27 protein-coding genes and 1 pseudogene are annotated in these 25,312 nt (G+C 36.3%); 21 read left to right on the forward strand and 7 right to left on the reverse strand.

Features of this window, described 5'->3' with window-relative positions; genetic code table 11:
* Positions 1-19: 19 nt before the first annotated feature.
* From QUF91_RS09435 to QUF91_RS09445, 3 genes are all read left to right on the forward strand, one after another.
* Positions 20-871 carry a nitrilase-related carbon-nitrogen hydrolase gene (locus QUF91_RS09435; protein WP_285397006.1) on the forward strand — a complete coding sequence of 284 codons (852 nt, stop codon included), beginning with the start codon at positions 20-22 and terminating at the stop codon, positions 869-871.
* 97 nt (positions 872-968) lie between these two features.
* Positions 969-1,166 carry a DUF3311 domain-containing protein gene (locus tag QUF91_RS09440; protein WP_289417601.1) on the forward strand — a complete coding sequence of 66 codons (198 nt, stop codon included), beginning with the start codon at positions 969-971 and terminating at the stop codon, positions 1,164-1,166.
* Positions 1,166-2,647, forward strand: a complete 1,482-nt coding sequence (locus QUF91_RS09445; protein ID WP_285397004.1) for a sodium:solute symporter family protein — start codon at positions 1,166-1,168, stop codon at positions 2,645-2,647. The genes QUF91_RS09440 and QUF91_RS09445 overlap by 1 nt, the downstream gene beginning before the upstream one ends.
* 327 nt (positions 2,648-2,974) lie before the next feature.
* Here the strand turns inward: QUF91_RS09445 and QUF91_RS09450 are convergent, their stop codons facing one another.
* On the reverse strand, positions 2,975-3,460 hold the full coding sequence (locus tag QUF91_RS09450; RefSeq protein WP_289417602.1) for a hypothetical protein: 486 nt from the start codon (positions 3,458-3,460) through the stop codon (positions 2,975-2,977).
* Between the two features lie 398 nt (positions 3,461-3,858).
* On the opposite strand from QUF91_RS09450, the gene QUF91_RS09455 reads away from it, so the two are divergent.
* The 4 genes from QUF91_RS09455 (at position 3,859) to QUF91_RS09470 (ending at position 5,939) form a co-directional block, all read left to right on the forward strand.
* A complete protein-coding gene (locus QUF91_RS09455) occupies positions 3,859-4,182 on the forward strand; it encodes a nucleoside triphosphate pyrophosphohydrolase (protein WP_289417603.1) in 324 nt (107 codons plus the stop codon).
* A 10-nt stretch (positions 4,183-4,192) separates the two neighbouring features.
* On the forward strand, positions 4,193-5,194 hold the full coding sequence (locus tag QUF91_RS09460) for an HNH endonuclease (protein WP_285397001.1): 1,002 nt from the start codon (positions 4,193-4,195) through the stop codon (positions 5,192-5,194).
* Positions 5,195-5,343: 149 nt separating this feature from the next.
* Complete coding sequence (locus tag QUF91_RS09465) at positions 5,344-5,571, forward strand: YdbC family protein (RefSeq protein WP_285397000.1); 228 nt, start codon at positions 5,344-5,346, stop codon at positions 5,569-5,571.
* Between the two features lie 260 nt (positions 5,572-5,831).
* Positions 5,832-5,939 carry a putative holin-like toxin gene (locus tag QUF91_RS09470; RefSeq protein ID WP_232733159.1) on the forward strand — a complete coding sequence of 36 codons (108 nt, stop codon included), beginning with the start codon at positions 5,832-5,834 and terminating at the stop codon, positions 5,937-5,939.
* A 186-nt stretch (positions 5,940-6,125) separates the two neighbouring features.
* Here the strand turns inward: QUF91_RS09470 and QUF91_RS09475 are convergent, their stop codons facing one another.
* Positions 6,126-6,752: a nitroreductase family protein gene (locus QUF91_RS09475; protein WP_285396999.1), complete on the reverse strand. Its 627-nt coding sequence runs from the start codon at positions 6,750-6,752 to the stop codon at positions 6,126-6,128.
* A gap of 116 nt (positions 6,753-6,868) precedes the next feature.
* The gene (locus tag QUF91_RS09480) at positions 6,869-8,113 is read right to left on the reverse strand and encodes a ferredoxin reductase family protein (RefSeq protein WP_289417604.1); all 1,245 of its coding nucleotides are present in this window, start codon (positions 8,111-8,113) and stop codon (positions 6,869-6,871) included.
* Positions 8,114-8,367: 254 nt separating this feature from the next.
* On the opposite strand from QUF91_RS09480, the gene QUF91_RS09485 reads away from it, so the two are divergent.
* From QUF91_RS09485 to QUF91_RS09510, 6 genes are all read left to right on the forward strand, one after another.
* On the forward strand, positions 8,368-8,856 hold the full coding sequence (locus QUF91_RS09485) for a metal-dependent hydrolase (protein ID WP_285396997.1): 489 nt from the start codon (positions 8,368-8,370) through the stop codon (positions 8,854-8,856).
* A 404-nt stretch (positions 8,857-9,260) separates the two neighbouring features.
* On the forward strand, positions 9,261-10,634 hold the full coding sequence (locus QUF91_RS09490) for an APC family permease (RefSeq protein ID WP_285396996.1): 1,374 nt from the start codon (positions 9,261-9,263) through the stop codon (positions 10,632-10,634).
* Positions 10,635-10,846: 212 nt separating this feature from the next.
* Complete coding sequence (locus tag QUF91_RS09495; protein WP_289417605.1) at positions 10,847-12,337, forward strand: aldehyde dehydrogenase family protein; 1,491 nt, start codon at positions 10,847-10,849, stop codon at positions 12,335-12,337.
* A 71-nt stretch (positions 12,338-12,408) separates the two neighbouring features.
* Entirely contained in the window at positions 12,409-13,590 is a 1,182-nt protein-coding gene (locus tag QUF91_RS09500; RefSeq protein WP_289417606.1) for an iron-containing alcohol dehydrogenase, read from the forward strand.
* A gap of 71 nt (positions 13,591-13,661) precedes the next feature.
* Entirely contained in the window at positions 13,662-14,651 is a 990-nt protein-coding gene (speB, locus tag QUF91_RS09505; protein ID WP_289417607.1) for an agmatinase, read from the forward strand.
* A gap of 372 nt (positions 14,652-15,023) precedes the next feature.
* Entirely contained in the window at positions 15,024-15,854 is an 831-nt protein-coding gene (locus QUF91_RS09510) for a MerR family transcriptional regulator (RefSeq protein WP_285396992.1), read from the forward strand.
* Positions 15,855-16,359: 505 nt separating this feature from the next.
* Here QUF91_RS09510 and QUF91_RS09515 read toward each other — a convergent pair.
* Positions 16,360-17,181, reverse strand: a complete 822-nt coding sequence (locus QUF91_RS09515) for a squalene/phytoene synthase family protein (protein ID WP_285396991.1) — start codon at positions 17,179-17,181, stop codon at positions 16,360-16,362.
* Between the two features lie 194 nt (positions 17,182-17,375).
* Between QUF91_RS09515 and QUF91_RS09520 the strand changes: the two are divergent.
* The 5 genes and pseudogenes from QUF91_RS09520 (at position 17,376) to QUF91_RS09540 (ending at position 20,531) form a co-directional block, all read left to right on the forward strand.
* A pseudogene (locus QUF91_RS09520) lies at positions 17,376-18,114 on the forward strand (SDR family NAD(P)-dependent oxidoreductase).
* A gap of 461 nt (positions 18,115-18,575) precedes the next feature.
* Positions 18,576-19,412: a type II pantothenate kinase gene (gene coaW / locus QUF91_RS09525; protein ID WP_285396990.1), complete on the forward strand. Its 837-nt coding sequence runs from the start codon at positions 18,576-18,578 to the stop codon at positions 19,410-19,412.
* A gap of 307 nt (positions 19,413-19,719) precedes the next feature.
* The gene (locus tag QUF91_RS09530; protein WP_285396989.1) at positions 19,720-19,944 is read left to right on the forward strand and encodes a hypothetical protein; all 225 of its coding nucleotides are present in this window, start codon (positions 19,720-19,722) and stop codon (positions 19,942-19,944) included.
* A gap of 23 nt (positions 19,945-19,967) precedes the next feature.
* On the forward strand, positions 19,968-20,099 hold the full coding sequence (locus QUF91_RS09535) for a hypothetical protein (RefSeq protein ID WP_255409656.1): 132 nt from the start codon (positions 19,968-19,970) through the stop codon (positions 20,097-20,099).
* Positions 20,100-20,195: 96 nt separating this feature from the next.
* Positions 20,196-20,531, forward strand: a complete 336-nt coding sequence (locus QUF91_RS09540; protein ID WP_353957844.1) for a DUF3889 domain-containing protein — start codon at positions 20,196-20,198, stop codon at positions 20,529-20,531.
* Positions 20,532-20,569: 38 nt separating this feature from the next.
* On the opposite strand, the gene QUF91_RS09545 is transcribed toward QUF91_RS09540, so the two are convergent.
* Positions 20,570-21,124, reverse strand: coding sequence for a DJ-1/PfpI family protein (locus QUF91_RS09545; protein WP_289417609.1), 555 nt, complete (start codon positions 21,122-21,124; stop codon positions 20,570-20,572).
* A gap of 331 nt (positions 21,125-21,455) precedes the next feature.
* Here QUF91_RS09545 and QUF91_RS09550 point away from each other — a divergent pair, with 331 nt between their 5' ends.
* Positions 21,456-21,854 carry a MarR family winged helix-turn-helix transcriptional regulator gene (locus QUF91_RS09550; protein WP_285396985.1) on the forward strand — a complete coding sequence of 133 codons (399 nt, stop codon included), beginning with the start codon at positions 21,456-21,458 and terminating at the stop codon, positions 21,852-21,854.
* Between the two features lie 4 nt (positions 21,855-21,858).
* Positions 21,859-23,049 carry an MFS transporter gene (locus tag QUF91_RS09555; RefSeq protein WP_289417610.1) on the forward strand — a complete coding sequence of 397 codons (1,191 nt, stop codon included), beginning with the start codon at positions 21,859-21,861 and terminating at the stop codon, positions 23,047-23,049.
* 113 nt (positions 23,050-23,162) lie between these two features.
* Here the strand turns inward: QUF91_RS09555 and QUF91_RS09560 are convergent, their stop codons facing one another.
* The gene (locus QUF91_RS09560; protein ID WP_289417612.1) at positions 23,163-23,777 is read right to left on the reverse strand and encodes a C40 family peptidase; all 615 of its coding nucleotides are present in this window, start codon (positions 23,775-23,777) and stop codon (positions 23,163-23,165) included.
* 263 nt (positions 23,778-24,040) lie between these two features.
* Positions 24,041-24,433, reverse strand: coding sequence for a ribonuclease HI family protein (locus tag QUF91_RS09565; RefSeq protein WP_285396982.1), 393 nt, complete (start codon positions 24,431-24,433; stop codon positions 24,041-24,043).
* A gap of 311 nt (positions 24,434-24,744) precedes the next feature.
* Between QUF91_RS09565 and QUF91_RS09570 the strand changes: the two genes are divergently transcribed.
* Positions 24,745-24,936, forward strand: a complete 192-nt coding sequence (locus QUF91_RS09570; RefSeq protein ID WP_053482386.1) for a zinc-finger domain-containing protein — start codon at positions 24,745-24,747, stop codon at positions 24,934-24,936.
* The last annotated feature ends 376 nt before the right edge of the window (positions 24,937-25,312 follow it).

Consider the following 25,312-nt stretch of genomic DNA (forward strand, 5'->3'; position numbering starts at 1 on the left):
ATGAGGCTGGGGGACTTTTATGACAATAAAAATTTCAAGCTGTCAATTTGAATTGCAAAAAGTTGATCATTTCTCTACCTTTAAAGACCGAATTTTACATGCATTCAATGATGTGCCACTTTCAAGCGATTATGTGCTCTTACCAGAATTGTTTACGATGTCTTTACTAACAACTTATAACAATTACAATCAATTTGCAGAAAAAGATAATGAAAAACTAGGTTTCTTTTTAGATGACTATCTTCGATTTTTTAATAATCTTTCACAGCAAAGAAAACAGATTATTATTGCAGGTTCTACAATTGAACCTACCTATAAAGGAAATTATAATACGACCTATATCTTTGATGGAGAAGGCAATGTATTAAAACATCGGAAGACACATATTTTCCCTGCTGAATCTGCTTGGAACACTATAGAGGGAGATGAATTAGAAGTTTTCAAAATTGGACCAGTAACATTTGGTATTGCCATATGCTATGAAATAGAGATTCCAGAAATTGCACATATATATAGTCAAAAAGGTGCCGATATTATCTTTTGCCCTTCCTATACGTTCACTGAATATGGTTTCTGGAGAGTTCGCCATTGTGTTCATGCACGAAGTATTGAAAACCAACTCTATGTCGTTCATTGCCCTACGATTGGCGAAATCCAAGGACCCATTCAAAATGGATTTGGGACAACCGCTATTATAGGGCCTGCTGACTTACCTTGGACAAAAAATGGCGTCATTGCAGAAACTACAAGTAAATCAAGTACAGTTGTAACAGCTGAACTATCTCTTGAAGATCTATACGAAAATCGTAAAAATGGGGCTGCTACAACTTATAAAGATCGTATCCGTAGAAAAGACATTTATACATTATGAATCCGTTTTTTGACTACAAATTTCCAGAATTATGCTCGTTAAACTGAGGGTTACACTACTATTTTGGACGATAAAAAGAAATTCCAAGGAGGCATATATGAAAAATATTAAACTGTTATTGTTGATACCGTTTATTGGAATGTGCTTATGTTTGCCCTTTGCAAATAAAATAGAGCCTTATATTTTGGGTTTACCTTTTCTCCTGTTCTGGATTACTTTATGGATGATATTATCGTCAGTAGTGTTAGCGATTGTGTATAAATTGGATCCTGAAAACCAAGGAGGCGAAGAATAATGAATATAGCTTTACTGATTATCTTTGCATTTGCATTGATTGCTCTTTTCCTTGGTATACTAGCAACACGTGGAAAAAAAATGAATGTCGATGAATTTGCTGTTGGTAATAAGGGTTTTGGTACATTATTCATTTTCCTACTAATTGCAGGAGAAGTTTATACTACTTTTACATTCCTTGGTGGTAGTGGTTGGGCTTATTCGAATGGAGCCGCTGCTTTTTATGTACCTGCATATATTTGTTTAGCATATGTTTTATCTTATTGGATTGCACCAAAGATTTGGAACTATGCTAAAGACCATCATATTATTTCTCAACCAGAATACTTTGCTTCCAAATATAAAAGTCCAATATTAGGATTAGTTGTAGCGTTTTTGGGTGCTATCGCCTTGATCCCATATTTAGTTATACAATTAAAAGGGTTAGGTATTATTGTTTCAGAGGCTTCCTATGGAGGGATTAGTCCAATTGTGGCTAGTACTATTGGTGCCATAATTATTACAATTTATGTTACCATCTCAGGTATCCATGGCTCTGCTTGGACAGCTGTATTAAAGGATATCATGATATTAGGCGTCATTGTATTTTTAGGAATTTATATTCCATACCATTATTTTGGAGGCATACAACCTCTATTTGAAGCTGTAGAAAAAATAAAACCAGAAAGCTTAACTCTCGCTAGTTCTGGCTTAAGTATTTCTTGGTTTGTCTCAACTATTTTATTAAATGCGTTCGGATTCTATTTATTACCAACCAGCTTTTCAGTATTATTTTCATCTAAGAGTGCAAAAGCATTGAAGAAAAATGCCATTACCTTACCTTTGTATACGCTATTACTCTTATTCGCATTTTTCATTGGTTTTGCAGCCATTGTAGAGATTCCTGGATTACAAGGGGCTGAAGGAGATTTATCATTACTCCGATTAACGATTCAAACATTTGATCCTTGGATAGTAGGCGTTGTCGGTGCTGCTGGGTTATTAACTGCTTTAGTACCAGCATCTGTTATGTTAATGTCTGCTTCAGTTGGATTAATGACTGGATTTTACAAACTTGTGAAACCAAAGGCAACAGATCGCCAACAGTTATTTGCTTCAAAAATATTTGTGTTTGCTATCATATTGGTTGCATTCATCTTCACGATTACTGGAGGAGATGCACTAGCAATCTTGAACATTATGTCATACAGCTTAATAACACAACTTTTTCCAGCGCTCCTGTTTAGTTTCTATAAAAATCGCATTCTTAACAAAATCGGTGCAATGGCAGGAATTTTTACCGGTGTAGGAATCGTATTTTATAGTGCCATAACATCACATAAACTAATTGACTTTTTCCCGAACATTCCAAACGTAATTAATGACATCAGTACAGGAATGATTGCTCTTATTTTTAACTTTGCAGTAGCTATTGTAGTAAGTCTTGCAACCAATCATTTAGTTGCGGCAAAGAAGGACGATATTGAAACACTTGTAGTATAAAAATGACTTGATTTTATATTACTTATTATAAAATTGAGGCTGGGACATAACTGGTCAAAACTTTAAAAAGCGAGAGAAATCAATTTTAGAAACGTTGATTTCTTGCGCTTTTCTGATGTGAATTTTCTAGATGCGTTTCTCGGAAGTTTTTCTTTAAAGACTACTTTTTTGGGACATTTGAAACCTGCTAAATTTTTTTGTAATCGTAATGATTTCTTCTTCCGTTAATTGATGGCCATCCTTTTTAACAACGATTGCTGTTACAACCTCACCCTAGTTAGGATCTAGAGTTCCTATAATTGCAACTTCTGCCATCCATTCTTTAGGCTATGCTTTGAAAGGTTGATTCATGTGCATTAAGCCATAAATAGCATGGAATATTCCGCCTGTGATCAACGATAAAACGGTGTAAAGTACAGCTTTACCGGTATCACCTGACCAGCGATACAATAAGCGGTAAGAATAATAAATCCATAAACCAAACATGATAGGGAGTGAGATAAAGCCAATTAAAGGGATGAGGAATAAAAATAATAATAATCCCGTAAAAATCAGTGTAGGTTTTAATGCTGCCGCACGCACCGCTTTATCATCATCACCCTTTGCAGTCAAAAGAAAAAGGCTATAGATATTTATAATTGGGATCCAAGCAATATAAGCCATATCACTAAAGCCATTTTTTTCAGATGCCTTATAATAAATTAGTGCGTTAAAAATATAGCCCGCTAATGCAAAGACAAGTAGAATTAACAAAAAAAGTGCTAAAAACAAATCAAGGATTGCATCATTATACTCAGTAGCATCATAGCTCATTTGAAAACCTCCTTTCAAAAAAATTCCTCCTTATCATAACAAGTCAAAAGTGTTAAATCTAGAAAGGTTTGAATGCTATATTTAATTGAAATCAAACATTAGTACTATAATGTATTTGGAAAATTAATCTTTTGATGATGATTATTTGAATAATAATAAAAAAATGAAAAAAACATCCTTGAAAATATTAGTATAATAGTTTTGAAGAACCATTTTTAAATTTTTGTTCGTTTACCTGAAAGGGTGCAAGATTAGGGAAAAGGCTGTTAAATATTTATGTATTGATAGTGATTAGTTTTTATACTTTATGCAAATATCTAGGGCAAGAAAAGAACAACTTATTCAAACGATTCGACAGAAATATGGGAAATAATGCTGTATTAAAGGGGGACATAAGAATGCCTGTATACAATAAATTAGTACGTGATTTGATTCCGCAAGTAATTGAAGCAGAGGGCAAAACTTGTAGCATAAGGGTGTTAGATTCCAGCGAACACCTAAAAGAAATAAAAGAGAAAATGCAAGAGGAGGCTATAGAATTTAAGGAGTCAGCATCTCAAAAAGAAGCCGTTGAGGAACTTGCAGATATTTTGGAATTAGTACATGCAGCTATACATATGTACGGTGTGTCTTACGAACAATTAGAACAAATACGTACTCAAAAGAGGAGGCAACGCGGAGGATTTTCGAAAGGTATATATTTAGTTGAGGTGAAGGAGTAGGGGAAACAGTATGTCTCATGATTTAAAGGTTGGAGAAATACGGGAGCAATATGTAACTGAACATCAGATTTGGCAACATCTGAATAATTTTTACTATCGTTCATCAGTGTCAACTTCTTATAAGTTTGTCTTCTTTAAAGCTTTGCTTGAAAATTTATACAATGTAGATGAAAAGTTAGGACTCAGCTACAATCAAATATTTTATTCATTCACAAATATTTATTGGAATTTAGTAATCCATCACAAACTAGCACAGTCTCCTAATAAAAATAAACCGGCTCGTGCCCAAACCATTTTGCAGAAATATGCAAATGACAACGCTATTCCTTCCGAATGGCAATTCGATCAGCTTGTGGATTCTTTGCAACTAAAAATTGTTAATGAGGTGAAACGTGACTGTAAGCAGAACGTTATCGGCGCATTTTACGGAGATACAGCAGGTGTATTCTATGAATTTGACATCAAACATGCACATTTTTGTTTCAATAGCCCTGTTTATCAATTCATGAAAAAATACCAGCGAGTTTTAATAAACCTAACAAATTATCATTTAGTCAAATACCTCGAAAAAGTGAATGAAGCCACAAGTACAATGGCTTTACTCTCAAAAATAGAGGTAATTTCAAAGCGTAGTTCTTTAGAGACATTCTACAAAGTTCTTACACAATTTGAACAAAATCGATGCTTCTATTGTAACTGTGATTTATCAATTAACCGTCGAAAAACACACGTCGATCACTTTATTCCGTGGAGTTTTGTTCAAAGTGATAATTTATGGAATTTAGTGTTGGCATGTAATGATTGTAATTTGCAAAAAAGTGACAAACTTTCAACACGATTTTATTTAGAGTCCATGCTCGATAGAAATGATAATTTAGTTTCAATTGTGAGCGAACCAACTTATTTCCATACATATGAAAATAAAAAACTTGTAGATTTATATGATTACTCAATAATGAATGGTTATACGACGTTGTGGAAGCCAAGGAAGGTATACGAGTTGAAGAATTAACATAGAAAACCTCCGATTAAAACTGAAATATCCACAAACCCGATGTCACGTTTCTAAGGTAGTGTAATTATTTCAAGTGTTGTCAGGTTTGATAATCCTATTATTTCAAGATATAGTTCTTAATACAGATACAATAAGGAGGAATGGATATGGCAGAAATTAAATACGAAATTATTGAAACAATTGCAGTATTATCGGAAGGCAATAAAGGGTGGAAAAAAGAATTGAATTTAATTAGTTGGAATGAACGTGAACCGAAATACGATATTAGAGATTGGTCCGAGGATCATACAAAGATGGGGAAGGGTGTTACGTTGTCACTGTCTGAAATACAGCTTTTGAAAAAGTCGTTAGCTAAATTGTCAGACTTAGATTGATGGACAAAGATACTCTTTAGTGTTGTCTTAAGTTAATTGCTTAAGTGGGCTATACTTTGAATGGTCGATTCATGTTCATGAAGCGATAGATGTAGAGTATAGCATTTCTCCTGACAAACGATACAGGTGATAACAACTTAGGTTTTTAATCTTGTGAGGATTTTCGATAGAATATATTTCGTAAAATTGTTAGACTAACAATAGCAACAATTCATAAAGCAGGTGGCGGCTGAACTCCCTTTAGAGAGGGGGTGAGGCGGATGACAGTATTTGAAGCATTCAGTTTAATTGTGCAGTGTGGCCTTTTGCTAATTGCAGTGCTTACACTGATGCTTAGCATTATTGTCTCTCAAAATAAAAAGAAATAGCCACCCTGCCGGCTAAGTAAGGTGACAATTTCTATAACTTTAACTTGGTCAGCCGCTATGGTGCGGCATGATTGTTGCTGGTTTGACTGGATGTTGACGCATCCAGTCTTTTTTATTCTATATTTAGTGTAACATATTTATTCTAAGAAGAACATTTTGCCCGTCTTACTAAAACAAAATTCACGATTAAATGAATTTTGCAATGTCATTCAGCTCTAAACGAGATGAGCCATAAGCTGGTGCTGCTGCTTTACCGATTGCGATTAAGACGATTGGCACTAGATTATCTGTTAATTCAAAGCGTTTCGCAAAAGCCTCTTTATTAAAGCCAGCCATTGGTACCGTATCATAGCCCATGTCTTTTGCTAAAAGCATAATTTGCATGGAAATTAAGCCGGCATCAAATGTAGCAATATTTTTTAGAACTTCTTTAGGAAGGTTTGGATACAGTCTTAATGAGTTTTCAATCATAACATTTTTTGTCGCTTCATCCATATAGCCAAGCTCGAAATTTTTTGTGTAGACTTCTTCTACATTTTTGTACATTTCAGTATCGCCTAATACTGCAATAATGGCAGAGGCAGTTTCCACTTGCTCCTGGTTATTAGCAATTGAGCGTAATTCTTTTTTTACTGCCTCATCTTGGATGACTAAAAAGCGCCAAGGCTGTAGATTGCTTGATGATGGAGCTGTTGTTGCCTCTACAAGTAATTCCTCTAATTCTGCTTGTGGAATTTTATAGTTTGCCTCATATTTACGTACAGATTTACGTTCGTGCATTACTTTATTTAAATAACTTTTTGTTATAGTCATCGTTAAAAATCTCCCTTATATATGATGAGATTTTACTATACGATAAACTTTTCAATATTCCAAGTAAAATTGCTCGAATTAAAGATTCTTGAATTGAAGAGGTTCCTTATAATTCTTCATCTAATTTTAAAGGATTCATATTCGATGTCTGCAATTGTATTGTAGGATTTTAATTGCTTAGCAAAACGTTTTACCATTTTTTCTGGACCACACATAAAAATGCTTGTCTTTTCTGGCACTAAAAAATTTTCAAATGATAGCCTGTCCGTTTGGCTAGTATCAATAAAGTTCACGCTGAATTGTTGATTAGTTTTTGCATACGCCTGTAAAAATTCTTTATAGCTAGCATTATCTTGACCATGATACGTGTAAAATAATTCAATATCACGATCGACGGGTTGTGATTGTAAATAGGATAAAAATGGGGTAATGCCTATACCACCTGCTATCCAAATTTGTTGTTGCGTCCCATTGTCAAAGTTTAAATGACCAAATGGACCATCAAGTGCAATTGGTGTATTCAGTTGGACTGATTCATATACATTTTTTGTAAAATCACCAAGTACCTTAATAGTGACAAATATTTTTTTTCCATCGCCACCTGAAATAGAAAAGGGATGAGGCGCCTTTTCGAATCCATCTTGCAAAATCTTTATAAAAATAAATTGTCCATGTCGATATGGAATTTTTTTATCAAGTGTTAGTTCCAGTTCAATAACATTGGAGCCTAATTTTTTGATACCTGTAATGTTGCCTTTATATTTAAAAAACATATCCTGATACATCGTCAACATATATAGTGCTGACATAAATCCAATAGTCGCAGTTATTGCCGTAAAAATTCCTAAAGGGGTAGGCTGGAATAAATCGTATCTGCTTGAAAAATAGGCATGATAAATTCCAAATGTATAAGGGATTAGCATTAATCGATGAAAGATCCGCCAGTGTTCATATTTTAGGAATTTAGCAAAAAGCGCAATCAAAATAAGTGTTATGAAACCATATTGGCCAATCGATCCCAGCTCTTTCGCAAATTCGCTGAGCGGAGTTTCTTGTACTTTATCCCAGTCGGGGACTAGATCTTGCAATTGACCATGTATAATTACCAATACAAGTGAAAATATTGCTAAACATTTATGATAAAAATAAACATTTTCTAGTCCATGGAACCAACGCTCTAAAATTTTCATTCTTGTTGCTAACAAAAAGACAAGAAAGAAGCATGTTATGGCCATGCCTCCAATAATGTGACTAAGCCTGTTAACAGCATGGATAGGCTCTATAGGTGTAGCAAAATACCACAGTAAAGCACTACTCCCCATAATTAGTATAATAAACAAAATTCCTTTGATAGATTTCATAAATAACCTCCAGTACTCATTTTTATCGCTAATCATCCTATATATACAATAAGAACCTGAAATGTTTCTGATATTTTGTTGATATGAAAGCTCTACGATTGATTTCAATCTAATAGACACTAAAGGGTGAATGGAATCAAAATATTTGATGGCGAAAAGGGGAGTATACGTTCGGAATATATGTTCCCTTTTGGAGTAGGTTGTGTTAAATTAAGAAGGGTAAAAATATAGAGACAAAAGGAGTGGAAGTAATTATGCAAGGGAATACACATATTATTGGAGGCATCACTGCAAGCCTTGCTTTTGCACAAATTTCTAATGATAATCCGCTTGTTTTAGTAGGAGCAGGCGTTATCGGTGCATTACTTCCAGATATTTGCCATGGTGGTAGCAAAATCGGGAGGAAGTTTCCCATCATTTCAAAAACTGTTAATTCGCTGTTTGGACATCGTTCCTTTACACATAGTTTGCTTTTTTTAGTTTTGGTTGGGATGCTACTACATACATTTATACCCTACGAATCCGTTTCACTAGGTATTTTAATAGGGATGGCAAGTCATGTTTTTCTTGATATGGGGACGAAGAAGGGCGTTAAGCTGTTTTTCCCAGTATCGATTTCAGTGCGTTTACCATTTACTACAAAAACAGGTAGTAAAGCTGAAAAGGTAGTGTTTATGATGTTAACGTTGCTTTCCATCTATTTTAGTTATGAAATTATTGTTAACTTTATTGATACCATATAAGAAAAGAAACCCAGTAAGTGAGTGAAATACTCCTCCTAAGGTAGGCAGATAAAAAATCTGTTTACTAAGGGGGAGTATTTTTTTCTGCATTCAAAGAAGTGAATGTTAGTCACTGTCTACTTAAAAGGGAGTAATCATTATGAAGGATTTTTGGTAGACGTTTTACTATTAACAGTAATGCTTATGAAAAACTTCGTCGGGTATGTAAATTTATCTCGTTAGAGCCCTAACTTACAGCCCTCTAAATTGATGCATTTTCGGTATTCCTAAGGAGTTTTTTTCATTAAAAATAATCTTAATCTTGCTATTGACCTTTGTGTAACAAAAACCTTTATATTCATTATTAATAAAAAGAATTTTCGGAAGATTCTAATTACGAAAACGAAAGAGGGTGGGTAGCTATTATGAAACGACAAACATTAATGCGAACACTGACTTTGTCTCAAGTTGTATTTTTAGGGATTGCATGGAATAACCCGATGGTATTCTTCAATACTTATGGAATCGCAACCGTCACTTCCCAAGGTGTCATCATGGGAGCGTATATCGTCGCCTTTCTTGCAATCCTGTTCACCGCATTTAGTTATGGAAAGATGGCAAAAGCATTTCCAATTGCCGGTTCTGCTTATACATTCACACAAAAATCAATTAATCCACAACTTGGGTTTCTTATCGGTTGGACAATCATGTTGGATTATATGTTAACACCAATGGTCACTTGTTTAATGTCTACTGTTTTTTTAAATGCCATGTTCCCTGGAGTCCCTCACGCCCTGTGGATTATCCTCTTAACTGCAACTATTGTAATACCTAGCATCTTGGGTGTTAAGTTCACTGCATCCACTGGTAAGATTTTTGTGATTGCACAAATCATATTTGTTTTCATCTTCTGGATTTTGACGATCAAAAGTTTATTGGCGGGTGCAGGAGCAGGTACGCTTTTCTCTATTCAGCCTTTGTTCAATGCAGAAGTTAAATTGCCTGTGATTTTGGCAGGAGCGTCCATTCTTTGTTTCAGTTTTCTTGGTTTTGACTCTCTTACTACGTTGTCTGAAGAAACAATCAATCCTGAAAAAACAATTCCTAGAGCGATTATCATCATGTTGTTGACAATCGGTGTCCTCTATATCGGATCAGCCTATTTGGCACAATTGGTTCACCCAAGTTTTGCATTTGAAAACACAGATTCTGCAGCTATGGAAGTTGTCTATTTGGTCGGCGGGAATTTGTTCAAATCTTTATTTGTTACCGCAGTAATTTTAGGGAATTTCTCATCTGGTGTGGCTTCGACTACAAGCGCATCCCGTGTGTTGTATGCAATGGGTCGAGATTCTGTACTGCCAAAAAAAATATTTGGGCATATCCATTCACGCTATAAAACACCGTCAACCGGAATTATTGTAATCGGGGTTATTTCATTACTCGGTATCGTGCTGACACTCGATCAAGTCATTAAGTTTATTAACTTTGGAGCACTTATTGCTTTCGCATCAGTAAACTTGTCTGTCATTGCTCATTATTTTATTCGGAATCGTAAACGGTCCTCTTTCACCGAATACATGCGTTATCTGGTTATGCCACTAATTGGAGCAGGATTTACGCTTTGGCTATGGTCTCACTTAGAGGTGGATGCATTGATTCTTGGAGGCATCTGGATGGCAATGGGCATTGGGTATTTAATTTATATGACAAAGTTTTTCAGACAGGGATTGCCTGAATTCAGTTTCGATAAGGAGATTATTCCTGAAAATGTTCTTTTAGAGGACATAAAAATGTAAAGGCTTACATGGAATGATTCTCGTGTTATTTTGCAGGTAGGATATGCAATTGAAAGGGGTGAGGTTATTCACGGCAAGGCTGAATTTCAAAAATGAAACAGCTTTATTCAAGGTTAAGAAACTCCTACCGCTTATTGTAATCTCTTGTTTTGTAGGAGAGGTTAAATGTGCATTTAAATAAAATAGGACTAATTAATTGGGAGGTTAGTAGAATGCTAAATTTAAAATTATTTATTAATGGTAAATTGTTTATTAATGGTAAATGGTCAGATTCTGTGAACGAGGAAAAACGTACTATTATCAACCCAGCAAATAACGAAGTGATTGCAGAGGTATCGAGAGCAAGTGTTGAAGAAACGAGGGATGCCATTGATGCAGCTCGTAATGCATTTGATTCAGGTATTTGGTCAGAGATGCCGGCTTCTGAAAGAGCATCCTATTTATTCAAAATTGCGGATAAACTGGAGGAGAATGCATCTGAGCTGAGTACACTTGAAATGTTGAATACAGGAAAGCCTCTTAGGGAAGCAGAGTTCGATATTGGGGATGCTGTCAGTTGTTTCCGATATTATGGCGGCCTCATCACTAAACCAAACGGTCAAACGTATTCCGTTGCCGACCCGGTACAGGGGCTGATTGTTCGTGAACCTGTAGGTGTATGTGGTCTAATTGCTCCTTGGAATTTCCCATTATTGACAGGAGCGTGGAAAATTGCGCCTGCGCTTGCAGCGGGAAATACAATTGTGTTCAAGCCATCGGAGTTAACACCAATTACGACTATTAAGCTCTTCGAAATTCTTGAAGAAGTAGGGATTCCGGCGGGCGTTGCGAATTTGGTAACCGGAGGAGGTTCGACTGTCGGTAATGAATTGGCTGAAAGCGATAAAGTCGATATGGTTTCATTTACTGGCAGTACAACAGTAGGTAGATCAATCATGCAAGCAGCGTCAGGAAATATTAAGAAAATTGCTCTCGAATTAGGTGGTAAGTCGCCGAATATCGTCTTCGCTGACGCAGATTTTGAAACAGCAGTCGACTATGCGCTTTTTGGAATATTTATGAACGCGGGTCAAGTATGTAATTCAGGATCGCGTTTGCTCCTTGAAGAAAGCATCCATGACAAGTTCGTTGAAAGCCTAATTAGTAAAGCGAAAAAAATACGTGTCGGTCGTGGTGATGATCCTGAGACTCAAATGGGTGCTCTTGTTGGTGAAGATCATATGAACACAGTGCTAAATTATATTCAAATCGGCATTGATGAAGGTGCGAATTTGGTTTGTGGCGGAAAACGGATTACAAGTGGAGGGCTTGATCGTGGTTATTTTGTCGAGCCGACAATATTTGTAGATACAACGCCTGACATGAAAATTGTCCAAGAGGAGATATTCGGCCCTGTGCTAGTTGTTCAAAAGTTCAAAGATGAAGCGGAGGCTATCAAGCTCGCGAATGATACGCCATACGGTCTTGCAGCTGGGGTATTCTCTCAAGATGGTGCTAAAGCTTTAAGGGTTATTAAAAAAGTTAGAGCAGGTATTACATCCATTAATGCATACAATCTTGCTTACAACGAAGCCCCATGGGGAGGATATAAGCAGAGCGGACTCGGTCGTGGATTAGGCACTTTCGGTTTGGATGAATTTTCGGAAGTGAAACAAATAAATATCAATTTAGAAGTCAGTCCAACTAATTGGTTTGAAGATTGACAAACAAAACAAAGAGAGTCATGTAAGAGTACTTCGTTTGCATTATGAATAATTGAAAGGGGAAATGTTTGATGGTATGGGATTTTAATTTTAACTTACCGACTTCTATTGAGTTTGGTAACGGGACAGTTAACAACGTTGGGAAAAGAGCGAAAGAACTAGGTGGTAAAAAGGCGCTAATCATTACTGATAAAGGGCTAGCACAAACGGGGATTTTAAAAAGGGTAACAGATTCATTGGAACAGGAAGGGATTCCTTTTCTTGTTTATGATGAAATTACACCGAATCCGAAAGACGTGGATTGTGTAAAAGCCTATGAACAATTCAAAGGCGAAAATATCGATTTGTTGTTAGGTCTTGGTGGTGGAAGTTCAATGGATACTGCTAAAGCAATCGGGGTACTTTTTACACATGAGGGGGAGCTTAAAGATCGCTATGGTTTCAATCTGTTGGAGCGCGATATTACACCTCTTATTTGTATCCCAACCACTTCAGGTACAGGTAGTGAGGTGACGACAGGGTCTGTTATCACAGATACGATTACTAAACAGAAAGAAGCTATACTTGATATTAAATTAGCTCCAAAATTGGCGATTGTGGACCCTGAATTGACGCTGTCTTTGCCTAAATCAATTACAGCTGCTACTGGAATGGATGCATTGACGCATGCAATCGAAGCTTATACAAGCAATATTGCTGAACCGATTTCTGATGCACTCAGTCTTTATGCGATTGAAATCATTGCTAAGTATCTTCCACTCGCTGTAGAGGATGGTAACAATTTAGAAGCAAGACAAAACATGCTTGTAGGAAGCTTGATTGCAGGTATGGCGTTTACGCACGCCGATCTAGGTGCGGTCCATGCAATGGCGGAACCGCTTGGAGGGCTGTATGACACACCACATGGAGTGGCAAATTCCATCTTCCTGCCTCATGTATTTGAATATAATATTTCGTCCAACCCGGAAAAACATGCGACAGTTGCGTTGAAACTTGGAGCAACCGCGGAAGGGAAAACGCAAGAGGAAATTGCCCAAGAAGGTGTTGTATTGTTGCATGAACTTGCAAGTGAAATTGGCATTCCGCAATTCCGAGATTTAGATAATGTTAACCCTGATGATTTTGATTTTCTTGCTGAAGGGGCATTTAATCATTTGTGTACAATTACAAATTCTCGTAAATTATCGAAAGATGACTACTTGAAATTGTTCCAAAAAACTTATGAGATGGAAATGAAACATTCATGTCAATAACCTCAGAATACGCTGTAGGGTTCAGACGCATTATACCTAGGCAAGATTGATTGATAGTAGGGGGGATAATGATGGTTAATCATGATGAGAAACAATTTTTGAATCTGCCATTTACAGGGATTTGTACGTTTGGAAAATATCCGATTTGCGCAGATTTGGACCAGCTGGATGCCGATGTAGCGGTCATAGGGGTGCCGAATGATATGGGCACCCAATGGAAATCGGGTGCAAGAATGGGACCGCGGGGAATTAGGGAGGGTTCGACGTTATACAGTTTCGGATTAGAAGGTGCTTATGACATTGAAAATGATATCATGTATCTCGGGCCAGATTGGAAAGTGGTGGATTGCGGCGATGTCGATATGGTTCATGGAGATCTCTTGCAATGTCACGAAAATACAGAAGAAGCGATCCGTAAAATTGTTTCGCAAGGAGCTATGCCAGTAGTTCTAGGGGGAGACCACTCTATCACGGCCGCGGTAGGAAAAGGACTGGAAGATTTAGGTCCATTTCATGTCATTCAAATTGATGCTCATCTAGATTGGGCGGATCACCGCTCAGGAATGCGATATGGCCATGGAAGCTGCATCCGTCGTTTATCAGAGATGGATCATGTACAGAAAATATTCCAATTAGGTATTCGTGGAATTAGCAGCAGTAAAAAAGAGGATGTTGATGCTGCAAGAGATTACGGTAGCGTGATCCTATCTCCACGCCAGATGAGAAAAATGGGAATTGAAGAAGTGCTGGAACAAATACCAGCTGGAGAAAAATATTATGTGACAATTGATATCGATGGACTAGATCCATCAATCGCTCCAGGGACTGGTACACCTTCCCCTGGTGGCCTTCTTTACGATGAAGTAAACGAAATACTGGAAGGGATTGCAAAAAGGGGAGAAGTGATTGGATTCGATTTAGTCGAAGTGGCGCCTCCTTATGATCCTACCGGCATAACAGGACAAGTAGCGGCTCGCATCATGCTGGATTTGCTCAGCTATGTCTTAAAAGAGAAAGAGAATAAAAAGTATGCAAAAAAAATGGTTGTTGAACTGAAATAAAGCGTTCAGAATTTTACTTGACAAATAGTCAGAAAAGATTGCATAGTTTGAATTATAGGTTCGCTGAAAAGTCAAACTGAAGATTCAATCAACTTGTAAAGGTATGCTAATTGACTTTTGGAGAAATTAAAGTAGGCGAGAAAATAATTCAGGATATTACGTATTACTAATTTTAACTTCTTTCAGTGGATGTCCAAACACCCACTGAAAGAAGTTAAAGGCTCTAGACGCAATTATGCCGAGGCATAATTGATGAAGATTGTAGAGTGTGTGGTAAGCTAATCGAACCTCAAATTATTAAAAATGGTAAGTTTTTCTATATTACTACTATAAAATTTTAGCAGTCTATAAATTTTTTAGGAGGTAAGCTGATTGAAAGAAAAACTGACTATCGGTGAAATGGCAAGGCTTCGAGGATTGACCTCGGAGACATTACGCCACTATGATCGGATTGACTTGTTCAAGCCACAATATGTCGATTCTCATTCCGGATATCGATACTACTCCATTTTTCAGTATGAAATTTTGGGTACCATTAAAGAACTAAGGCAACTTAGGATGACTACAGATGAGATCAAGGAGTATCTTAATGAACGCAATTTCAGTAAATCATTGGATATTATGAAAACCAAACATGAAGAACTTGTTTCAAATCTGAAAGAATTGAATGAGATGGAAGAAAATATAAGGGAAAAGATTGCCTATTTGGAACAGGTGGAAAGAGAAAATGAACTTCAGAAAGTCATTTTCCGTGAAATGAAAAGTAGGCGATTACTTACCTTGCATGAGAAAATCAATAATAACTTTGAACTTTGTTATGGTGTCTTGAATCTAGAGAATATGCTTACGGAGAAGACACCGATTCTTGCTACTAACAGACTTGGCATTATCATCGAAGAAACGAATCTTAAATTGGGACGTTTTGAAGAACCTTCCACTATTTTTATAGTGGCAAAAAATAAGGAAGATATTCCAAATACATATCAATTGAAGATTCCGGGGGGATTATTTGCATGTATCCGTTACAATGGAGAATTATTGTCGAGTCGTAGCGAAAGTTTAAGGAAAATACTTCATTATCTTAACAAAAACAGCTATGAGATTACTGGTGATGCATTACAAATCATGCATCTCGATATCACGATTACGGATAAACCGAATGAGATCACCTTTGAAATCCAAGTACCTGTCCGAAAACTGTGATTCATTTATTTGTGACATATTTCATGAACCATAATTATACCGAAAACCGTTGTAATTAACTCCATTATGATTGATTTATAGTCAAAATGGAGTTTTTTTTATTGTTAAAGCAGCTAAAGATTTTGAATTGAGATAACCTTCGTCTAGGCTAAGCGCTACATCCTCGAGATTACTTTGATCTCTCCGGCAGATGTCACGGAATCCGAAAAGACTTCCTTGTGCAAGTGCAAAGCCGAGTTCGGACGCAATTATGCTCGGTATAATTCTTAATATCAAATAAGGATTCGTTAGATCTTTAATGTTAGATAAGGATGGCAATATGTATTTTAGATATACGAGTGTCGCCTAAAAAGTAACCCCTATACGAGAAAATTCTCGTGCAGGGGTTTTTACTGGTTGTGCTTCTTGTTAGGTTTATTTGCGAGATTGGTACAGCACCTCAAGAGCATTTATGGTTGAATCACTACTATTGCTCTCGAAAGAATGTGTGTGTGTCTAGTAACGATTAGTCTGCCTGAACCTCTTCGACAGTTTGTTCAACCTCTGCACGTGACATTTTTTCACGACCATCCTGCATTGCTTTTAATGTTTTATGCGCAAGTGCTAGTGGGAGTCGACAGAATAATAGCACAGTACGTTTATTAATGTCTTTCATATAAAGATCAGCTTTCGCAAGATTCTCCTCCGCGTAAGCAAATAAATCCTCACGTGTCCAGCCATCTGGTACGAAACTCACACCGCGTTCATCCAAATCCTCATGCTGATTACGTAAAATATTTACTGCTTGGAGACCTCGACCATAGCCAATAGCTAAATCACGATCTGTTTGAATATCTGCACCCCACGCCCAAAGCTCGGACAGCATTGTCCCAACAAGCCCTGCCACGTAGTATGTATAATCATCTAAATCCTCTCGCGTATGGACTTGCCAGTTTGCTTTTGCCCATTTTGCCATTCCAAAAGCCATTTCACTAGTTGAAGCTTGGACAATTTTACGTGAGCCTTCAGGACAAAACGTTAGCCAATCAGCTAAACGAAGAGATACTTCAGGTAGCTGATCTACATATGGAGCTAATAATGCTTCGTACGCTTCAGCATTAAATGTATCTTTTAATAATTCGCTCGTCGCATTTAGTAAATTATATTTTACATCATTTGAAAGCTGTTCATGGTCTTCAATTTCATCTATAGCACGCATTGCTAAATATGCGGCTGCCACTGACAATTTTAAATCATTTTTTAAAAAAGTAATCGGTATATAAAAAGTGCGGCTCGTTTCCTTTAAAACTTGCATCGCTTCTTTATAAAGTCTTTTTTGATCTTTCACTTGTATTCCTCCGTTCAAATGGTCACACATCTATAGTATATCGTATCGTAAAAGTGCTGAAAGATAAAACAGATTGTTCAATTTTAAATCATATTATTTGAAAGTGGGTTAATAAAATAATGTGGTTTAATAGTAAACTATTTAAAACTATACTATTTTGATAGTGATATTTGTAAAGAGAGGGAGTCTTTTTGATGAAACGCTTAGTTAACAAGATTGCAATTATTACAGGTGGTGCATCAGGGATGGGCACAGCAATGGCAAAATTATTTGCGAAAGAAGGGGCTACAGTAATTGCCGCTGATATTAACGAAGGAAACCTAGCGAAAATCTCTGAGCTAGAAAATATTGAGGGAATGAAATTAGATGTTTCTTCGGATGACAACTGGGCAGAAGTAACGAAAGCGATTGCTGATAAATATGGCCGTATTGATATTTTAATTAATAATGCTGGCATTTCATCTGAAAAAGGTCCAGATCAAATTTCATGAGCGGGTTGGACAATTATTCATAATATCAATGCTTTCGGTCCATTCTTAGGCATTAAACATGCTTCACAATATATGAAAGAAGCTAGAAAAGGCTCAATTGTTAATACATCTTCCTATATAGTGATCATTGGTGCGGGCTTAAGTGCTTATACAGCATCTAAAGGCTCCTTACGTGCAATCGCTCGAGCAGCAGCTGCTGAATTAGGAGTTTACAATATCCGTGTAAATACCGTCTTCCCTGGTGTTATCGAAACACCAATGACTGCAAAATTGTCAGAAGCAAAAGAAACAATGGATATGTTAGTACGAGCTACACCAATGGGTAGACTTGGACAACCAGAAGAAGTTGCAAACGCTATTCTATTTCTAGCATCAGATGAAGCTTCTTATATTATATTACAGTGCAGAACTAGTGATTGATGGTGGTTATACAGCTCGCTAATTGATAGAGAAGTGAAAATGCTTTGAATGTTAGTGCATTTTCACTACTTTTGTTTTTTTAGTAGAATGATGTTAAAGTTATAAAAATGCGGCCACAATCGTATGAATAATAGAAAGATTTTGATATTTTTTGCGTTTTTTTCATGAAAGTTTGTTAAGTTATTGCACAATCATTTCAACAGCGTTAAAGTTTAGGAAGGGCAAATATGTAACTACACTTTTCGAGTAATTGCTGCTGACGCTACGCTTTCGCGCAGAAGACATTTGTAGCTGTCGATTTGCTTTCAGTAATAAATTACAACGTCGGATTTTGACACAATAACTCCTTGCAAAATCCGTGATATCTGTGGAGGCATGAACGTTATTCAACTGGCATCAAACGCCTTTTGAATAAAAGCAAAATCTAGTATATATCTCACCATCTGAAAATAGAGATTGTACGTAAAGTCAAAGGAGAATGGTATGCCAAAGGCTATAGGTATTGATGCAGGAGGCACATTGACAAAAGTTGCTTATTTAGATGAGCAGAATGAGCTTATTTTAATAACTTTCCCGTCAAATGACTTGCTGGCTGTTAAAAATTGGATTATTAATCATCCAGATATTGAGGATATTGGTGTTACGGGGGGACGTACAGAACAATTACTGGAAGTCATTAAAACAATGAAATCGATTCATTATATAGTAGAGTTTGAAGCTACATTGAAGGGCGTTCGATTTTTGTTGCATAAAGAAGGATACTTCTTTGAGCGAAGTATGATTACGAATATTGGTACTGGTACGTCGATTCATTATATGGAAGGTAATACGAATATTCGTGTTGGTGGGACAGGCGTTGGTGGTGGAACATTGATTGGATTGTCAGCGCTTACAACTGGAATTACTGATTATAATGAAATACGAGAACTGGCTTCTAACGGTAATCGAGAGGATATTGATTTACTGGTAAGGGATATTTATCAAGGAATGGATACACCTATTGATGGACATTTGACTGCCAGCAATTTTGGGAAAGTTGGTATTACAGAGTTTGTTAAACACCCAGCTGAAGATATTATTGCTACTGTACAAGGGCTTGTTGGTGAGGTTATTACTACACTTAGTATTCAATATGCTGAGGAAAAAAATGCTCAACATATCGTTTATATCGGCTCAACATTAAGCAATAATGATCATCTCACACGGGTGATTGCCAATTACACACGCACGAAAAAGCATACACCAATCTTTATTAATGACCACGGTTTTTCAGGTGCAGTTGGTGCATTACTAAATATAACTGAATACACGATTGTCTAATGGATAAAATGATGTACATTACTAATTATTATTGGTGATGTACATTTTTTTATGCCAGAAATGTTTACATCTCGTCTTATAACTGAAAGTAGTGGATGACATTTGTTAAGACAAGCGAAGCGTCTGCAACACGATGTTATCTGTTGACCCAAGCAGCTCATTGGAAGCCCTCAGGAAAGTGTCCAGTCTGAACGGAAATCAACCACATGCTATGGTGATGAGCCTATATCTCGTCATTCTTAGAAGTTATCCCCAAAGCATAATTCCTTCTATCCTGAGCACATTACCGTTAGGAGGTGAACAATCCGTGGGCAATCGAAATAACAAAAACAGTAAAAAAACGATGAATGTTAGAACACATAATCCTTTTGGTACCTACAAAAGCAAAGACCTCGATAAATCAAATAGTAATAACAATAACCCGAATGACAATCTAAATGAAGAATTCGCTGCAGAATTTGATGCAAAAGCGAAAAATAAAGATAATAAAACAAACCATGCGAAAGATCAGCAGTCCAATAAAAAGAAATAACCGAAATGTTGGAGGTGTCAATAATGGCTAAGAAAAGGAAAACAAGCTTCAAAAAGAAAAAGAAAGAAGATACACATAAAAGAAATGATCGTGAAGAATACTCCGCAGAATTTAATCAAGTGATTCATAATAATCCTCAACAACCAAAACAATAATGACGAAAACTGCTCCTTAAGTAGGTTGAGAATACTTCGGGAGCACTTATTATTTGTAGTTTTGGCGACTTTATGCAAAAAGAGTACGCGAGGTGGATGAACTTGCAAAAATTTTTTGTAACACTAGGAATTTTTCTTGTATTTCTTACCATGCTTTTACATGTACCAACAATTGCTTATGCTCAACAAGAAATACCTGCCCATGCTAAATGGGGAAAGGTAGCGATAAAAGAGGCACAGGCCAAATATCCTCAAGCTAAAATCCTAGATTATTTGCATGAGGGAAGCGTGGTTAATGAAGATTCAACTATTGAAAAATTTAAGCTTTGGCTAAAACAAAGTGACAAAGAATTCGGTCTGCAAGTAAGTATCACATATGTAACGAATACGAACAAAGTGGTAAATATTGAGCTTCAAGAAATCAATTCGTAAAAAAGAGGATGCCTAATCTGGAGGGCATCCTCTTTCTTTTAGCTTTCTAACTTCTGAATAAATTCTCGCATTAATCCAGGTAAGTCTGGCCATGCATGACCGCTAATTAAATTGCCATCTGTATGAAGATTAGCTTCAATATATGTTGCTCCTGCTACTTGAACTTCTGGCTTACAGGCAATGTAGGCTGTTAGCTCACGTCCTTTTAATACCTCAGGAATCGTTGCAAAAATTTGAGCTGCGTGACATACAGCAGCAATTGGTTTATTTGTCTCAAAGAAATGGCTCACTAATGCTGGGACATGCTCATTTAAACGAATGTATTCTGGCGCTCGCCCACCAGGAATGATGAGTCCGTCAAATTGTGCTGGATCTACATCTGCAAAGGATGAGTGAGCTTCTAAGCCATATGCTGTACGTTCGATGTATGTATCAACTCCATCGACAAAATCGTGCAATACAGTTTGTAATTTCTTTGCTGCCGGTGCTGCAATCGTCACATCATAGCCAGCCTCAAGACAACGATAATAAGGATAAAAAATTTCTAAAGCCTCAACAGCATCTCCTGCAAGAATTAATACCCTTTTCCCCATGATTCCATCTCCTTTTTATTGTAATCTAGTAGCTTAATTCGACACTTTCAAAAAATTTCCTTCTGATTTTTTTGAAAAGATGAAAGAAGTAGAGCGATCGCTGCTAGAAGTGAAAAAATCGCTGATGACCTCAAGAGAATCGCTGATAAAAGTATGAAAATCGCTGATAACCTCAAGAGAATCGCTGATAAAAGTATGAAAATCGCTGATGAATCACAAACGATGTACAAGGGAACTTCAATATAACTTCAAATAACTAGCTTTACAATGAAAAAAATGAAGCGTATAGTATTTGTTTAACTAGGTAAATAAATTTAGGAGGTCAATAAAAATGAATACTTTATTTCATGCTTTATTCCAAAAAAGTCGTTATTTAACGAATTCTTTAAATGAAGTACTGAAACAGCACAATTTATATAGCTCACAATGGACTATTTTATATTGCTTACATAAGCACGGACCAATGACATTAACACAAATCTGGAAGTATTTAAATGTTGAGGCACCAAGTATAACAAGAGCAATTACTCGACTTGAGTCTTTAGGATGGGTGCTGAGAATGGATGGTGAAGATAAGAGGGAAAAAATTGTTACCTTATCTTCATATGCAGAGGAACGATTGCCTACTATTACTAAAACCATTTTAGCTTTTGAAGAAGAAATGGTGGGGGCATTGACTGTCGAGGAACAGCAGCAATTTATGATTTTACTGAAAAAAATGAAAGGTTGATTACATGAAGCAAGAGGGGAATACAAAAATCTGGACGAAGCGGTTTATTAGTCTCTTTTTAACAAATATCTCGGTATTTTTTGTTTTCTATGGGTTGGTAACGACTTTGCCACTATATGCGATAGGTGAGCTGCACCAAACAGATAAGGAAGCTGGATTGTTACTGTCGGGATTTTTATTATCAGCTATTATCGTTCGTCCCTTTTCAGGTAAACTATTAGATGTTTTTGGGAAGAAAAAACTTTTGGTTATTTCGATTGCCGGCTATTTTTTATGTACGGTTTTATATTTATTCATTCATCCTTTTGGACTTTTACTAGGATTACGTTTTGTAAATGGGATTTTCTTTAGTTTTATTACAACTGCAGCTGGCTCTTTAGCGGCAGATATTGTGCCAGCAAACCGTAAAGGTACAGGTCTTGGTTATTTCACAATTTCTACTAACTTAGCAGTAGTAATTGGGCCATTTATCGGTTTACTGCTTATTCGATATAGTAGCTTCAATGTACTTTTTATTGTTATGAGTATTTGTATTTTAGCAGGGGGTATCCTAGCTGTAACGGTGAATACAGATGATTTACCTAAGCCTACACATCAAGGTAAATTGACTTTTAAATTTGATGATTTATTGGAACGTAAAGCACTTCCGGTAGCGACTATTGCTAGTTTAGTAGCTTTTTCATATGCGAGTGTTTTATCGTTTTTATCAGTGTACGCACAGCAGAAAGATCTAATGGCTGTAGCGAGTCTATTTTATGCAGTTTTTGCAGCAGCTATGCTTATTACACGCCCATATACAGGTAAGCTTTATGATACAAGAGGACCACAATTTGTTATTATTCCTGGAATTATTTCCTTTGCTATCGGACTTGTTATGCTCGCATTTGTCTCAGGTCCGGCATTATTTTTATTTTCAGCCATCTTTATTGGATTTGGCTACGGGGCAGTAACCACAAGCTTACAAGCATTAGCTGTTCAATCTACGGCCCATACTCGCAGTGGGTATGCAACTGCAACGTACTTTACGATGTTTGATATCGGGCTTGCTCTCGGTTCTTATATTTTAGGGATAGTGGCAGTCCAAGCGGGCTATGCTTCAGTTTATCTAACTGGTGCAGGTTTACTGGTCGCTGTCTTTATCATTTATTTAGTGCGTTTAGCAAAAATAAAAACAAAGAAAGTAGCGCATGTATAAGTAATAGCTTTTTAAAATTGAATAGAGGTATTTTTTTTGAAGGTCGTAACTTTTATAGTGCACTTCAATTTAAAAACAGTTGGGACAGAGTACCAACTGTTTTTTTTCGATTCCTATATACGACCATACCCAACAAAGTGCTGCTTCCAATAAGAGCTATTTAAATTAGCAATATTAACACCACTATTACTTGCATTAATCATTTGATTATTTCCAATATAAATACCAACATGTGAGATACCGGCTTTATATGTATTAGCGAAAAATACTAAATCACCTACTTTAGGTGTACTTACTTTTTTAGATGTATTGTAAAAACCAGCTGCTGTTTTACGAGCTGTCGAAATACCGGCATTGTTAAAAACGTAAGTGACATAACCTGAACAATCAAAACCTGTGCTCGGTTTACTTCCACCAAATGTATATTTTACACCTAAATGTTGTTTAGCAATTTGTACTATATTAGTTGTTGGTTTAGGTGTAGACACTGTCGGAGAATTAAGGTTCAACTTTTGTCCAACGTGAATTGTTGGAGAAGATAAGTTATTCCATTTCATCAATGATTGGTAAGAAACACCCTGTTGACTTGCAATCTTCCATAAAGAATCACCAGATTTTACAGTGTAACTTGCCGCTGATGCTGTCTCAATCGTTGAAAAAAGTACAGATGAACTTAATACCAATGTAGCTAATTTCATTCCCCATCGGTACTTTTTATTCTTTTTCATAATATGTATCCTCCTAAAAACGTTAAAGATTATTAACTTGGTATATAAATGATATTAACATTGTAATATTACAGTTATATGTCAACAAAATAACATTAAGGATACAATTTATACTGATCAAAATTATTGTTGAATACTTTTTTAATTACTCGTAAATTTAAGAAAACAGAGTTAAAAATAAAATATTGGGGGATAGTAAGTATCTGAACGAATTGAAGGGACTGTCACTTGTTGTAGGCAAGGGGCAGTCCCCATTAGATGGTTTAATTTTTTTCTTTTTGAATTGCATTACGTGCAAGTACATCTGCAGCTTTATTTTGCGTATCTGGAACCCATTTGATGAAAAATAAATCGAAGCTACGTGCAAGTGTAAGTGCCTGCTCAAGAAAAGGTTTAAATTCCTCATTTTTGACATATTCTTTTTCCATAGAGGCTACAACAATTTTTGAATCAGAGCGCACTGAAACAATGTTTGAAGAAAGTTTTTGTGCTTCCTCAAGGCCACGTACTAGGGCAGTGAACTCGGCAATATGGTTATTGGCTTGCCCTATATACTCACTGATCTGTATATGATGGCCTTCTCCTTTAATAAATATTCCAATACCACTAGGGCCAGGATTTCCTGCACTAGCAGCATCTATGTTTACTTCTAACATAAAATCCCTACTTTTTGTTTTAGATTTTACTTTCTTTAAGCGGGTGTCCAAACATCCGCTTAAAGAAGGTAAAGCCTCCGGCGGATGTCGTGGAAATCGGAAAGGAGTTCTTTGTGCAAACACAAAGCCGATTCCGGACGCAAATATGCCGAGGCATATTTAATTTTAATTGTACATCAATAGTGCTTTTTCACAATATCTTAATCACAGCCTTTGTTAATTAAGGAAAAACAAAATAGTTGCTTGATCAAATTGTTCACTTCATAATAGTAAGAAGTGAAATTTGGACGTGAAAGGAGCGAGAGTTCGAAATGGATAAAGTGACGGTTATGAAAGATATTGATGAACTGCATGATACGTATTGCGCTGATTGCTTAGTGATAAAGCAATTACGAAAAGAGCGTGGTAAGCCTGGAGCTCATCGCTTCTGTATTGAAGCTTGCTCAGTAGGAGAGCGACTACAGTTTCTCGGAGAAGAGCTCTTGAAGGTATATAGTAAATGACTCTGTAAAAGGATTTGTACAAAAGATAACATATTACAGAAATGTGCTTCATCACCAAAAGTTGTAGATGACATTTTTTAAGACGTATGCTTGATCTTCGTTCCGGCTAGACGCCTCCAGTCGGAACGGAAATCAACCATACGTTATGGTGATGATCCAGAAATATCTTATCCACTTTGGCGAAGTAACCATAAGTATTAAATGGATTATGTTAATATAGAATACAGTATAATGATAAGTTGTATATTTGCTTAAAAAAATTCATATTTACTAAATTCAATGCATAAATAACAATATGTTCGGAAATAATAAAGTTGGTTGGTTACCATAGAAAAGCTACTTTGTTGTTGGTTATACTGATGACAAAAGTAGCTTT

Source organism: Lysinibacillus sp. G4S2 (assembly GCF_030348505.1).
Lineage (GTDB): Bacteria > Bacillota > Bacilli > Bacillales_A > Planococcaceae > Lysinibacillus.